Annotated in this window: 16 protein-coding genes and 1 pseudogene; 2 read left to right on the forward strand and 15 right to left on the reverse strand. The window is 64.5% G+C overall.

Annotated features, from left to right (window positions below; translation table 11 throughout):
- Nucleotides 1–69 precede the first annotated feature (69 nt).
- The 14 genes and pseudogenes from HU230_RS31930 to HU230_RS31995 all read right to left on the reverse strand — a co-directional run bounded on the left by HU230_RS31930 (nt 70) and on the right by HU230_RS31995 (nt 9,487).
- Entirely contained in the window at nt 70–1,308 is a 1,239-nt protein-coding gene (locus HU230_RS31930; protein ID WP_176534741.1) for a threonine ammonia-lyase, read from the reverse strand.
- A gap of 66 nt (nt 1,309–1,374) precedes the next feature.
- Complete coding sequence (locus HU230_RS31935) at nt 1,375–1,524, reverse strand: hypothetical protein (protein WP_176534740.1); 150 nt, start codon at nt 1,522–1,524, stop codon at nt 1,375–1,377.
- Nucleotides 1,525–1,613: 89 nt separating this feature from the next.
- Nucleotides 1,614–1,769: a response regulator gene (locus HU230_RS31940; RefSeq protein ID WP_224943765.1), complete on the reverse strand. Its 156-nt coding sequence runs from the start codon at nt 1,767–1,769 to the stop codon at nt 1,614–1,616.
- A gap of 54 nt (nt 1,770–1,823) precedes the next feature.
- A complete protein-coding gene (locus HU230_RS31945; protein ID WP_224943769.1) occupies nt 1,824–2,234 on the reverse strand; it encodes an aminoacyl-tRNA deacylase in 411 nt (136 codons plus the stop codon).
- Nucleotides 2,235–2,357: 123 nt separating this feature from the next.
- On the reverse strand, nt 2,358–3,884 hold the full coding sequence (bchE, locus tag HU230_RS31950; RefSeq protein ID WP_176534739.1) for a magnesium-protoporphyrin IX monomethyl ester anaerobic oxidative cyclase: 1,527 nt from the start codon (nt 3,882–3,884) through the stop codon (nt 2,358–2,360).
- Nucleotides 3,885–3,998: 114 nt separating this feature from the next.
- A complete protein-coding gene (locus HU230_RS31955; RefSeq protein ID WP_176534738.1) occupies nt 3,999–4,739 on the reverse strand; it encodes a di-trans,poly-cis-decaprenylcistransferase in 741 nt (246 codons plus the stop codon).
- 29 nt (nt 4,740–4,768) lie between these two features.
- Nucleotides 4,769–5,149 (reverse strand): transcriptional regulator, encoded by a 381-nt coding sequence (locus HU230_RS31960; protein ID WP_176534737.1) that lies wholly within the window; start codon nt 5,147–5,149, stop codon nt 4,769–4,771.
- A complete protein-coding gene (locus tag HU230_RS31965; RefSeq protein ID WP_176534736.1) occupies nt 5,136–5,753 on the reverse strand; it encodes a hypothetical protein in 618 nt (205 codons plus the stop codon). Before HU230_RS31965 ends, HU230_RS31960 begins: the two co-directional genes overlap by 14 nt.
- Nucleotides 5,754–5,881: 128 nt before the next feature.
- Nucleotides 5,882–6,238: a DUF1428 domain-containing protein gene (locus HU230_RS31970; RefSeq protein ID WP_176534735.1), complete on the reverse strand. Its 357-nt coding sequence runs from the start codon at nt 6,236–6,238 to the stop codon at nt 5,882–5,884.
- 111 nt (nt 6,239–6,349) lie between these two features.
- Nucleotides 6,350–7,087 (reverse strand): DUF899 domain-containing protein, encoded by a 738-nt coding sequence (locus HU230_RS31975; RefSeq protein ID WP_176534734.1) that lies wholly within the window; start codon nt 7,085–7,087, stop codon nt 6,350–6,352.
- A gap of 18 nt (nt 7,088–7,105) precedes the next feature.
- A pseudogene (locus tag HU230_RS31980) lies at nt 7,106–7,468 on the reverse strand (SRPBCC family protein); the annotation flags it as partial.
- Entirely contained in the window at nt 7,453–7,908 is a 456-nt protein-coding gene (locus HU230_RS31985; RefSeq protein ID WP_176534733.1) for an ArsR/SmtB family transcription factor, read from the reverse strand. The pseudogene HU230_RS31980 and the gene HU230_RS31985, both read right to left, overlap by 16 nt.
- 133 nt (nt 7,909–8,041) lie before the next feature.
- Nucleotides 8,042–8,380 carry a DUF3551 domain-containing protein gene (locus HU230_RS31990; protein ID WP_420840814.1) on the reverse strand — a complete coding sequence of 113 codons (339 nt, stop codon included), beginning with the start codon at nt 8,378–8,380 and terminating at the stop codon, nt 8,042–8,044.
- 135 nt (nt 8,381–8,515) lie between these two features.
- Nucleotides 8,516–9,487 (reverse strand): Bug family tripartite tricarboxylate transporter substrate binding protein, encoded by a 972-nt coding sequence (locus HU230_RS31995; protein ID WP_176534731.1) that lies wholly within the window; start codon nt 9,485–9,487, stop codon nt 8,516–8,518.
- A 199-nt stretch (nt 9,488–9,686) separates the two neighbouring features.
- Between HU230_RS31995 and HU230_RS32000 the strand changes: the two genes are divergently transcribed.
- Nucleotides 9,687–10,106: a VOC family protein gene (locus HU230_RS32000; RefSeq protein WP_176534730.1), complete on the forward strand. Its 420-nt coding sequence runs from the start codon at nt 9,687–9,689 to the stop codon at nt 10,104–10,106.
- Between the two features lie 218 nt (nt 10,107–10,324).
- The gene (locus HU230_RS32005) at nt 10,325–11,905 is read left to right on the forward strand and encodes an AMP-binding protein (protein WP_176534729.1); all 1,581 of its coding nucleotides are present in this window, start codon (nt 10,325–10,327) and stop codon (nt 11,903–11,905) included.
- A 95-nt stretch (nt 11,906–12,000) separates the two neighbouring features.
- On the opposite strand, the gene HU230_RS32010 is transcribed toward HU230_RS32005, so the two are convergent.
- Nucleotides 12,001–13,290 (reverse strand): cytochrome P450, encoded by a 1,290-nt coding sequence (locus HU230_RS32010; protein ID WP_176534728.1) that lies wholly within the window; start codon nt 13,288–13,290, stop codon nt 12,001–12,003.
- Nucleotides 13,291–13,423 lie beyond the last annotated feature (133 nt).

Genomic DNA, 13,423 nt, shown 5'->3' on the forward strand with positions numbered 1-13,423 from the left:
GAGGCTCGCTCCGCTCGTGCCTCAGGATGACGGGTTAGGTGCTTCGACTCGCGGATAGGAGCAGCGTCGCTAGCTCTCCCGCACCGCGAATCCTTCGGCGCCGAGCGTCGCCAGCACCTCTTCCAGATGGGCGCGGTCGCGGGTTTCGATTACGAGTTCGAGCAGCGTCGCCTTCGCCGGCAGGTCGGAGAAGGTGCGCTGATGCGAAACCTCGATGATGTTCGCGCCGGCGTCCGCAAGCAGGATCGACACCGCCGCGAGCTGGCCGGGCCGATCGACGATGTCGAGCGCCAGTTGCGTCAGCCGCCCCTCGCGCGCCAGCTCGCGGGTCAGGACCGAAGCGATCAGCCTGGTGTCGATATTGCCGCCGGTGAGCACGAGGCCGACATTGCGGCCGGCAAAGCGGCCGGGTGCCGCGAGCACTGCCGCGAGGCCGGCGGCGCCGGCGCCCTCGACCACCGTCTTCTCGATCGAGATCAGGGTCGCGACCGCGCGCTCGATCTGGTCCTCGCTGACCAGCACGATGTCGTCGACGAGATCGCGGACGATTCTGGTGGTGATCTGCCCGGGCGCCTTGACCGCGATGCCCTCGGCAAGCGTGTCGCCGCGCATCGGCAGCTGCTCGCCTTTGACGGCATTGTACATCGACGGATAGAGCTGGGCCTGCACGCCGACGATCTGCACCGACGGCTTGATCGCCTTGGCGGCGGTGGCGATGCCTGAGATCAGCCCGCCGCCGCCGATCGGCACCACCAGGATATCGAGCTCCGGCACCGCCGCGAGCATTTCGAGCCCGATCGTGCCCTGTCCGGCAATGATCAGCGGATCGTCATAGGGATGGATCAGGATCAGGCCGCGCTCGGCGGCATACGCGCTGACGAACGCGAAGCATTCTTCCAGCGTCTGCCCGGTGATGATGACCTCGGCGCCGTGCCGCCTGGTGTTTTCGATCTTCACCATCGGCGTGCCAATTGGCATCACGATGGTGGCGGGGATGCCGAGCCGCTTGGCGTGATAGGCGACGCCCTGGGCGTGATTGCCGGCCGACATCGCGATCACCCCGCGCTTGCGCTCTTCGGGGGACAGCGCCTGCAGCCTGTTCAGCGCACCGCGCTCCTTGAAGGTCGAGGTGAATTGCAGGTTCTCGAATTTGAGGAACAGGCGGCAGCCGCAGATCTCGCCCAGCGTGCGGCTCTCGTTGCACGCCGTGACCATGACCGAATCCCGGATCACGTCGGCGGCACGGCGCACGTCAGCAAGAGTGACGTCAGCAGGAGTTACGGCGGTAGTATCGGAAGGATGCGGCATCGGGTTTCGCTTTGGACCGTTTCGTCGGACGGAACCTAGCGTGTTTCGGCGCCGAAAACGACCGCGCTATCGCTCGGTCAATGCCTCTTCCTCCGGCTTGGCCGGCCCGGCCAGCTCGATCTCATCGCATTTGGGGCAAACCAGCGCGGTCCGGAAATGCTTGTCGAGCACAATGGTGCGCGTCCTGCCGCACCGGCAGCGCATCGGCTTGTCCATGGAAGATCGACCCGGGTTCGAGATGCAAGGAAAGCGTGCGCTTAGCTATCCCGGTCCGGTTAATCCAATATGACGTGCCGCTGGAAAAATCAGAAGAAGCCCGCGCTGAGATCGAGACCGTAGCTCGCCCTGAGCACCGCGACGAACAGGACCGCGAAGCCGAACAGCAGGACATGCCGGGCGATGCTGCTCCGAAGCGAATTGGCCGGAAACACGCGTGCGATCGATTGAGCCAAAGCAGTCATTTGCGACCTCCAGAGCCACGTCCCGAAGTTAGGTCGCGCGCAGAGCTATGAGGTTCAACGCGGCTCGCGGAACGGCCGGCGGCGCACCGATGCGCTCGGCTCCGGGTTACGCTGTGGCCGTGCCCTGTTCCTGAAGCGGTGACCGACCACGATCAGCTTGCCTTCTTCGCGGATCGCGGCCTCGGCCAATGGCTCAAGCGGTAGATTGTCCTGGGTGACGGCCTCCAGCGCGCGCAGGAACTCACGACCGGCCGCTGTGATCTCCCAGCCTTCGGCGTCACGCAGCACGTAGCCATTGCTAAAGATGTCGAGTTCGGGAACCCGCGACGCGAGGCGCTTGATCCGCGCATGCCAATCCTCGCCGCTCGACGAGAGGATAGCGAGGTCGTGCTTGAGTGAATCGAGCGTGGCTCTGCCGCTGACGTGACTGGCCAATATTTTTAAGATCGCAACCTGTATGCTCAACTCGACGCCTCGACCGCCACGGTTCTTTTTGTTCTGCGCAGCCGATCTGGAAATTATCGCGCTGATGACTCAGGCGTCCAGTCATCAGCGCCAGTTATCCAGAGACGGCATGACGGTATCGATTTACGCTGCGCGTGATGCGCCGACGCGGCGCTCGGGCCGCTGCGACGACATCGACTCCTCTTCCATATCCTGGGGCGCGCCCCAAAATTCCCGCACCGTCGGCCCGTGCTTCAATCTGCGGGCGCGCAGGAAGCCGAGAATCTCGTGCGGCCAGACCCGGCGTCCCATCTGCGTGTACCAGCGCATCGCATGACGAAGTCCGGCGTCGCGATGCAGCAGCACGCGGAGCAAGGCCTTCGGGCGGCACTGCAGCACCATCTCGGTGAACTTGAACCAGAGCAGCACCCGCCACGGCGGCATGTGCCGTGTCGCCAGCACCTGATGCTTGTAGTCCCAGAGCCTGCGATCGGTCTGGATGACGCGCCGTTCTGCCGCGAGACGGAAATACGGCGTCCAGCGATGCGGCGTGACGTAGAGCATCTGGATCTGATCGGGATCGTAGGACAACAGCTGGCGCAAACCGCGCCAGTGATCGCGATCGGTCTCCTCCTCGAAGCCGACCACCCAGGTCGCCATCGACAGGATGCCGTGCTGGCGCATCAGGCGGATCGCCTCGCGATCGATCGTGGTGGTCGCACCCTTGCGGATCAGCTGCAGCGTCCTTTCGTCGGTGTTCTCCATGCCGAGCAGGAAGCGCTGCCAGCCCGCCTTCTTGTAGAGATGCAGGATGTCGGCATCGCGGACGATGTCGTCGGCGCGGGTGGAGCCGACCAGGATCAAATCGACATTCTCCGCGATCAGGGCCTCGAGGAAAGCCCGCCAGACCTTCTTCGAGACGGTGGGATTCTCGTCGGCGAAATTGATCACCTTGACGCCGTGCTCGCGATGGAGCCGTGCCAATTCCCTGGCGAAACGCGCGGGATCGCGGTGCCGCCATCGCGTCCAGAAGCCGCGCTGGCCGCAATAATTGCAGAGATGCGGACAGCCACGCGAGAACTGCACCACGACGGCGCGCAGCCCGCCCCAGTAGCTGTAGCGCGCGTGATCGATCAATTCCCAGCCGACGCGATAGGCATCGAGATCGCGGATGACCGGCGCGGGCCGCGTGGCGCGCGGCCCCCCATCGTCGCGGAATGCGATGCCGTCGATGCTGCCGAGATCGCCGCCATATTCCAGCGCCCGCATCAGGCGGCGCGCGATCTCCTCGCCCTCGCCGCGCACGATCGCGGTGACGTAGGGCTCCTCGCGCAGAATCTCGCGCCAGTGATAGGTCGGGAACACACCGCCGTAGACGATCAGCGTCCCGGGCACAGCCCTGACGACCGCCTGCGCCACCTCGGCGATGACGGGATGGCCCGAGGTCGAGCCGGAGTGGCCGAACAACACTGCATCCGGCGAAAACCGCGATGCCTCCGCCAGGATGGTAGTCAGCGGCATCGGCCCGAACTCGGCATCGAGAAGACGGACTTCATGTCCGTCGTCGATCAGGGGACCGCCGATCGACAGCAGGCCGAACGGCGGCAAATGATCGTCGGGGATCCGGCTGCCGATCGCCGGATGAGGCACGTTGATGAGAAGAATGCGCATGGATGATCGCTCCCGCTTTGGTTGGCGTGATCGTTCGTCCCCGCATCTTGTGTAAGGAGAGCCCAACCCCCCGGCCGGGCTTTGAGAAGAGAGCAGCTTGCGCCGCTTGACGCGCTAGAGGTTCGGCACCTCCGCCGGCGCGATCGCGGTCAGGCCGCCGAAACGGCGCTCGCGGCGATGGAACGAAGAGAGCGCGTCGGCGAGATCGTCGGCATCGAATTCGGGCCACATCCGCTCGGTGAAATGCAGTTCGGCATAGGCGCCTTCCCAGAGCAGGAAGTCCGACAGCCGCTTCTCGCCCGAGGTGCGGATGATCAGGTCGACATCGCGCAGGCCGGCCTCGCCGGTGATCAGATCGGCAAAAGCCTCGCGGCTCAGCTGGCCTGCGCCGGCGACGCGCGCGGCGGCGTTCAGGATGGCGTCGCGCGCCGAATAGTCGATCGCGATGCGCAGATGCAGCGTGGTGCCGTCGGCGGTCTCGGCCTCGGCGCGAGTGATCGCGGCGGCGATGCCGTCGGGCAACCGATCACGGCGGCCGATCACGGTGAGGCGAACGCCGTTGCGCACGAGGGCTGCGATCTCGTTGGCGAGATAGAACCGCAGCAGCCCCATCAGCGCCGTGACTTCGGCCTTCGGGCGGCGCCAATTGTCGCTCGAGAACGCGTAGAGCGTCAGCGTGCCGACGCCCTGGTCCGGTGCGGTCTCGACGATACGGCGGATCGCCTCGACGCCAGCCTCATGGCCGCGCAGGCGCGACAGGCCGCGCCGTGTCGCCCAGCGGCCGTTGCCGTCCATGATGATGCCGACGTGGAGCCGTCCGGCTACCTCCGGCTTGAGCGCGACGTTACTTTGCATCACAAAGTCTCCGGACAAAAATGGGATGATCAAATCGGCTGGATACCAAGGCGGCGAGACCTGCCTTCGTCTTTGCCGGCGGCGCTGGCCGCGTCGCGCACCAGCTGCTCGAGCACGGCGAGATAGTCGAGGAAGCGGCGGCGGCCGCTCTTGGTCAAACGGCAGGTGGTGTGCGGGCGATTGCCTTCATAGCCCTTGATGACGTCGACGAGGCCGGCCTCCTGCAGCACCTGCAGATGCCGGCTGAGATTGCCGTCGGTCAGGCCGCAGAGCTGCTTGAGATCGGCGAAGGCGAGGCCCTTCGGATGCGCCATCAGCGAGGTCAACAGGCCGAGCCGTGCCTTCTCGTGGATGACGCGGTCGAGGCCATCATAGGCGAATGGCGCGGTGGTCAGGTCAGTCTTCGGCATCATTGCCTCCGGAAGCGAAATACAACAGTGCCGCGAGCAGCAACTGGCCGATCGCGAACGGCAGTCCCATGGTCCAGGGCGACAGCGCGTGACTCTGGCTTGCGATCAACAACACCGTGAAGCCCGACAGGAAGTACCAGGCGCCGCCGAGCGCGATCGTGCGCGGCAGCAGGCGGACCGAGGCGAACACGCCGAGGCTGACCAGCACCTGCCACAGGCCGGGCAGCATCCACAGCGTCTCGGGCGCGAATTTCCATTGCAGGATCGCGAGCAGCACGCCGGCGATCACAGCGGGAACGAACTGCTCGATCGCCTGCTGGACCATCGCATCCGCAAGGCCCGAATGATGCCGCCGCGAGCGCGCCTGCATCTCGATCCAGATCAGCAACGCGGACAGCAACGCGGCGGCCGCCCAGCCCGCGAGAAACACAATTGGATGGCCGGTGGGATTGTCGAGCCAGAGATATTGCGCAAGCGCCGTGACCAGCGCGATGCCACTGGTGGCGGCGACCGTCGCCGGACCGTAGCCGCGGAACGCGGTTCCGGCCGCAATCTGGCTGCGGATCGCGAGAATATCGGCCAACGCCTTGTCGAGGTCGCGCATGTTTTGCCCGCACTTTGTAATGCAAAGTATACGGGATCGCCAAGTAAACGCAAGCGGCATCGCGCGGCGTGCCGGTCGTGACGTTTAACAGCTGGTTGCTGCGCAGATTGCGGCGAAACCGTGCCGGCTCAGACCTTCACCAGACTCGCAAAGCCGCCATAGATCATGCGCTTGACGTCGAACGGCACGTCGCCCGTGCCCATCGACGCCAGCCGAGGATCGGCCATCACCTTGGCGTTGATCCTGTCGCGCTGGGCGCGTGACTTGTAGGTGATCCAGGCAAACACGACGGTTTCGCCGGCCTTCAATTTCACGCTCTGCGGAAACGAGGTCAGCTTGCCCGGCTTGACGTCGTCGGCGACCCATTCGCGATAATCCAGCGCGCCATGCTCGCGCCAGACCTTGCCGGCCTTTTTCGAGAGCTGCGCATAGGCTTTGAGTTTCTTCTTCGGCACGGCGACGACGAAACCATCGACGTAAGGCATGGGCGTTTCCTGCTGTTTGGTTTCGCCGTCATTGCGAGGAGCAAAGCGACGAAGCAATCCATCTCGACGCTTGCGGCGCGATGGATTGCTTCGCTTCGCTCGCAATGACGATCAGGAGTGACAACAGGATGCCTGAACCGGCGCCGGTTGGTACTGGTCACGTAGCCGCACCCAATCCATCGGATAGGGCAATCCCTCCTCGTGACGGCCGAGCGGCGTCAGATCGAGATAGTGATAGGCCGCATTCATCATGTCGAGGCCGCGCGCGAAGGTCGAGTAAGTGTGGAACACGATCCCCTTGTCGTCGCGGAAGAACACGCTGATGCCAGGCAGCTCGGGACCATAGAGCGGGGTGGTTCCGTAATTGTATTTCGCGTCCCCCGCATCGATCTGCCCTTGGGTGAACGACACACCGTAATCGTAATTGAAGTCATTGGTGCCCGACGACACCCAGTCGAAGGTCCAACCCATCCGCTGCTTGAAGGCCTCGAGCTTGGCCAGCGGCGCCCGCGAGACCGCGACCATCGTGGTGTCGCGCGCGGCGAGATGCGGAACCATGCGCTCGAAGCCGTCGACCCAGAACGAGCAGCTCTTGCAGGCTGCATCCCACTCCGGCGCAAACATCACGTGCTGCACCACAAGCTGCGGCCTGCCCTTGAAGAGATCGCCGAGCGTCACCTTGCCGTCAGGCCCGTCGAACACATAGTCCTTGTCGACCTTCACCCAGGGCAGTTCACGGCGCTGCCGGCTCAGCGCCTCGCGGGCCTGAGTGAGCTCCTTCTCGCCGGCCATCAATGCCTTGCGGGCTGCGATCCATTCTTCGCGCGAGACGATCTTGTGCTGTTGCATGAGATGCTCCTTTGCGGTTCAGGCGTCGACATACTGTGCCAGATTGCCGAGGAATTCGGTCCAGCCGCGCTGGTGGTTGTCGCGCGCGGTCTCGTCGACGAACTGCGCGTGATGGAAGGTGAGCAATGTGCCGCCGGCATCGGGCTTGATCGACACGGTCACCTCGGATTCGCGTTCCGGCGTCGAATGCCAGGCCCAGCTGAACACCAGTCTCTCGTTCGGCACCACCTCGCGATAGACGCCGCCGACCTCGTGATATTCGCCGTTGGTGCCGGTGAACTTGATCCGGTAGCGGCCGCCGACACGGACATCAAGCTCGGCCTGCGTCGTGCCGGGCTTGACTTGGCCCGGGCCGAACCACTGCACTAGGTTTTCCGGCTCGGTCCACGCGGCGTAGACTTTTTCCGGCCGGGCGCGGAGGCGCCGCGTGAGGGTGAGGCTTGGACGCGCGGCAAGGCCGGCGTCGGCTGCGACTGCGGATTTAACTGCCATGGGTCTTCCTCCACAAAAGCGGCAAGGCGGTCGAGATTGTCGGACCAGAATTGCGCATAGCGATTGAGCCAGTTCATCGCCTGCTCCATCGGCCTCGCGGTGAGCCGGCACGCCACCGTGCGGCCGGTCTTTTCGCGGGCGACCAGGCCGGCATCCGTGAGCACGTCGAGATGCTTCATGATCGCCGGCAACGACATCGCGAATGGCTGCGCCAGCTCGCTCACCGACAGGCTTTCCCGCTCGCCGAGCCGCGCCAGAAGCGCGCGGCGGGTGGGATCGGAAAGCGCAGCAAAGGTCCGGTCCAGCGTCTCGTCTTGATACTTAACCATACGGTTTAGTATAGGCGTAATCGGCAGGACGTCAAGCGCCCGGCTTCACGATCACGTCAATGCCGGGACACCACGACGCCGGATGGTTGGGACGATCGCGGGCGGAGAGCAGAAGCGCCCTCCCAGCCGGCGGCTACTGCCGATGGTGCCGATGCCGATGACGGTGCGGCCGAGGCTGCTCGGGCTGGAGCTGCTCGCGAAACAGGACGCGCGGATTTTCTCCGCAAGCAAGAAAGCGTCCGGACACGCTCGCAAGGCACTGATCGTAGGTCTGGTAGGCGCATTCGCCGGGATAGCCGAGGCTCGGGCCCTGTGCGCACCAGGGGTAATCATAGGGATCAGCGGACGCGCGATCGATGCTCGCCGCACCGGCAAGCGTCATCGTTCCCAACACAAGCACTGCCAATCGCGATGTGCGCATGATCCCACCCGTTCCGACTCTCAAGATGCCGCAATCAATCAACCGCGACATATCGGGTCAAGTTCCTGAACGCCATCTTATTCGGCGTCAGGGCCGGTCAATTCTTAGAGTCCCGGTCTTGGAGCCCGGCCGCAAGACAAGTCCGCCCCTTGCGGCCGGACCTGTCCCGCATTTGCAGCCCGAAGACTACTCGACCTTGAGGCCGGCGAACTCGACCACCTTCTTCCACTTGTCGGTCTCGGCCTTGATGTCGTTGCCGAAGGCCTCCGGCGTCTGGATCAGCGAGTCGCCGCCGAGCTCGACCAGGCGCTTCCTCATGTCGGGTTCGGCGAGAACGGCGTTGATCTCGGTGTTGAGCTTGGCGGTCAGCTCCTTCGGCGTGTTCTTCGGCGCACCCATGCCGAACAGCGCGCTTGCTTCATAGCCCTTCACGGTCTCGGCGATCGCCGGCACGTCCGGCAATTGCGAGGAGCGCTCCGTCGTGGTCACGCCGAGCGCGCGCAGCGAACCGGAGCGGATGTGCTGGATGATCGAAGGCATGTTGTCGAAGATCACCTGCACCTGGCCACCGAGCATGTCGGTGATCGCAGGCGCGGCGCCGCGATACGGCACGTGCTGCATCTTGCAGCCGGTCATCGACATGAACATCTCGCCGGAGAGGTGCACCGAGGTGCCGTTGCCGGAAGAGGCCATGTTCACCTTGCCGGGACTGGCCTTCACATACTCGATGAACTCGGCGACGTTCTTCGCCGGCACGTCCTTGTTGACGGTCATCACGTTCGGCACGCGGTTGAAGGAAGCAACCGGCGCGACATCGCGCACGAAATTGAACTTCAAATTGGCGTAGAGCGAGGCGTTGATGTAGTTCGCGGGATTGACCAGCAGCACGGTGTAGCCGTCCGGCTCGGCGTTGATCGCAGCTTCGGTGCCGATATTGTTGCCGGCGCCCGGCTTGTTCTCGATCACGAACTGCTGGCCGAGCTTCTCCGACAGCCGCTGCCCGATCAGGCGCGCGATGATGTCGGTGGCGCCGCCCGGCGGATAGCCAACAATCCAGCGCACCGGTCGCGCCGGATAGTCAGCAGCCGAAGCGCGGCCGATCGCGAATGTCGAAATCCCCGACCCGATCAGGCCCAGCGCGGCGCGGCGTGAAATCATGAAGTCTCTCCCAATCCCGCAGGGTTTGACCCCTGCCCGTTTCTGTTGCGTTGCGTGCGGCGCGGTTTTAACAAACAATGTCTGAAGCGGCCAGTGCGACACGTGCGACACCGACCGCGACGAAAGGCTAAGCCTCGGCCCTGCATCAGGCCGAAGCGTTGAATTCTTGTCTAAGACTCTGGACCGAAGAGGATCGATCATGTCCGTCAAGGTGAATGGGCTCGACCATCTCGTGATCAACGTCACCGATGTGGTGCGCTCGGTTGCCTGGTACAGCAGGATCCTCGGCATGGAGGTGAAGGTGTTCGACCCCGGCCAGGGCAAGACACCGCGCACCTCGCTGGTGTTCGGCAACCAGAAGATCAATGTGCGGCCGCGCGACGCCGACAAGGTGGAGTGGTTCACCGCCGATCATGAAGCGGCCGGCAGCGACGATCTCTGCTTTCTCACCTCGAGCACGCCTGAGGCGGTTGTCGCGCATCTGAAGGCCCATGGCGTCAAGATCGAGGAAGGCCCGGTGGCCAAGCAGGGCGCGCGCGGCACGCTGCGCTCGGTCTATTGCCGCGACCCCGATGGCAGCCTGATCGAGATCTCGTCGTATGAGAGGGATCCAGGCTAGCCATCGTTCGTCATTGCGAGCCAACTGTTCGCGCGAATGCGCGCCCGACGACAGGCCGCGCGAATAGATCCATCCGTTCCGTGCGGCGGAACGGAATTGCTTCGTCGCGCCAGCGCAAGATGACTTTGCAAATGCCGATTTGCTCTCGGCGCACGCCGATGGCAGAACTGGTCCCAACCAAGATCAATGGCGGCCGGCAAGGCTGCGCGGGAGGACATATGACGACTTCACAGCCAGTGCCGGGCATCGTCGGACCGTTTGCGGGGCTCGACGTGCCATGGCTGCTCAGGATGCGCGCCGAGGTGCGCCGCGATCATCCGTTCCTGATCTGGGCGCCGTTCGATGCGCCGGCGCGGCGCTGGAGCTACGGCGAATTCCATGAGCGCGTCGGCGCGCTCGCGGCGGGCCTCGCCAAGCGCGGCATCAAGCAGGGCGACTATGTCCTGATCCATCTCGACAACTGCGTCGAGGCGATCATGTCGTGGTTCGCCTGTGTCGAGCTTGGCGCCATTGCCGTCACCACCAACACCCGCTCGGCTGCGGCCGAGATCGACTACTTTGTCGGCCATTGCGGCGCGGTCGCCGCGATCACCCAGCCGGCCTATGCCGAACTGCTATCGGCCAACTGCAAGGGGCTGCGCTGGATCGCGGTGACCTCGCACGATGCGGGCCAGCCGCCGGCACAGGCGCCCGCGCGCGGCGACAGCTTTGACGCGCTGTTCGCCGACAGCGCCGACCGGCCGAAGCGCCCGATCGATCCGCTCGCACCGTGCAGCGTGCAATACACCTCGGGGACCACGTCGCGGCCGAAGGCGGTGCTCTGGACGCATGCCAACGCGCTATGGGGCGCCAAGATCAACGCCGCGCATCAGGATCTGCACGCCTTTGATGTGCACCAGACCTATCTGCCGCTGTTCCACACCAACGCGCTGGCCTATTCGATGCTGGCAAGCCTGTGGGTGGGCGCGACCTGCGTGATCCAGCCGCGCTTCTCGGCGAGCCGCTTCTGGCCGGTGGCGCTCGAGCACGGCTCGACCTGGACCTCGACGATCCCGTTCTGCATGAAGGCGCTGCTGGAGCACGAGGTTCCGAAGAACCACACGTTCAGGCTCTGGGGCACGGCCGTGAACGAGCCGCCGGCATTCGCCGTGTTCGGCATCAAGATCATCGGCTGGTGGGGCATGACCGAAACCATCACCCACGGCATCATCGGCGAGGTCGACCAGCCGAACCCGCCGATGTCGATCGGCCGCGCCGCGCCCGAATACGAAATCCGCATCACCAACGATGATGGTACGCCGACCGGCGTCGGCGAGACCGGCAATCTCCTGATCAAGGGCATCCCCGGCCTGTCGCTGTTCGCCGAATATCTGTATAACGAGAAGGCGACGCGCGAGAGCTTTGACGAACACGGCTACTTCATCACCGGCGACCGCGTCACGATGCTGGAACGCGGCTATGTCAGGTTTGGCGATCGCTCCAAGGACATGCTCAAGGTCGGCGGCGAGAATGTCGCGGCCTCCGAGATCGAGCAGGTGATCGCGGTGGTGCCGGGCGTGCGCGAGGCCGCCGTCGTGGCGAAGAAGCATCCGATGCTGGACGAGGTGCCGGTCGTCTTCATCATCCCGCAAACCGGCGTCGCGGCGCTGCCCGCCGACCTGCACGACAAGGTCATGACTGCCTGCCGCTCTGCGCTCGCCGACTTCAAGGTGCCGCGGGAAATCCGCTTCGTCGACGAGATGCCGCGTTCGACGCTGGAGAAGGTTGCGAAGGCGGAGCTGCGGAAGATGCTGGAATAGACCCTTATCGTCATTGCGAGCGAAGCGAAGCAATCCATGGTTCAGCGCATGCGGGACAATGGATTGCTTCGTCGCTTCGCTCCTCGCAATGACGCTCAATTCACCTCAAACCGGATCGGCAGCTTCTTCGGGCCACTGACAAAATAGGCCTGCGTCATCTTCACCTCGCCGGCGAGGCTGAGTGATTTCAGGTGCGGCAGCAGCTCCTCGAACAAGATGCGCATCTCGAGCTTGGCCAGATACTGGCCGAGGCAGAGATGCGCGCCATAGCCGAACGCGACGTGGCGATTGGGCTTGCGGTCGCTGCGGAAGCGATCGGGATCCTCGAACACGTCCTCGTCGCGATTGCCCGAGGCGTAGCACAGCATCAGCCAGTCGCCTTTCGCGATTCTGCGGCCGCCGAGCTCGGTATCCGCGGTGGCCGAGCGCATGAAATGCTTGACCGGCGTCATCCAGCGGATCGCCTCGTCAACCAGGCCCGGGATCAATTCCGGGTTGGCCTTCACCTTGGCGAATTCCGCGGGGTCCCTGGCCAGCGCCCAGATCGCGCCCGCGGTGGAGGATGAGGTGGTGTCGTGGCCCGCGGTCGCGACGATCATGTAATAGCTGGTCTGATCGTGCTCGGGCATGTAGTCGCTGCCGATCTTTGCGTTGGCGATGACCGTGGCGAGATCGTCGCGCGGGTTCCGGCGGCGATCCTCGGTGATCTTGCGGAAGTACGCGGAGAAGTCGGCGACGATCGCCTGCAACATCGCCGAGACCTGTTCCGCGCTCAACGCCTCACGGACGCGCGCGGTGTCGGGATCTTGGGGGCCGAACAGCTCCTGCGTCAGCTTGAGCATGCGCGGCTCGTCCGCTTCGGGCACGCCGAGGATCTCCATGATGACGTGCAGGGGATAGCCGAGCGCGACGTCCTCGACGAAATCGCAGGCGCCGCCGCGGTCGAGCATGCGCTGCACTGTGGCACGCGCGATCTCGCGGACGCGGCCCTCGAACTTGCCGAGATTGGCCGGCATGAACCAGCCCTGCGTCAGCGCGCGGTATTTCGGATGGTCGGGCGCGTCCATCTGCACCAGAGAGCGCACCAGATTGGGCCCGCCGGTGATCTTGCGCACCCGCTCCTCGAGCGCCTGCGTCGTCAGCGTGGTCGGGCGGTCGGCATTGTGGAACAGCTCGTTCTGCCGGCTGATCGCCTGGATATGGGCGTGCTTGGTCACCACCCAGAACGGGTCGAAGCGGTCGGGCCGCGCGATGCCGAGCGGGTTGTTGGCGCGCAGCCAGCGATAGCTGTCGTGGATGCGGTCGTCGGCATAGGCGACGGGATCGACGAGGGTTTCCGCGATGTTGGCGGGGATGTCGAGATCCCCGGTCGTTGTCGTGTCCATGATCGTCCTCACCTGCCCAAGCACCGGTCGCGCCGATGATCGCCGAAATCTAGGCGGAGGTAAGGAGGACGACTTGCGTTGATTGGCTAGACGCCGCGCCGCACACGCTATTGCGCGGCGTGGCGGAGCAATG

Origin of the sequence: Bradyrhizobium quebecense (genome assembly GCF_013373795.3) — a bacterium.
Classification (GTDB): Bacteria; Pseudomonadota; Alphaproteobacteria; order Rhizobiales; family Xanthobacteraceae; genus Bradyrhizobium; species Bradyrhizobium quebecense.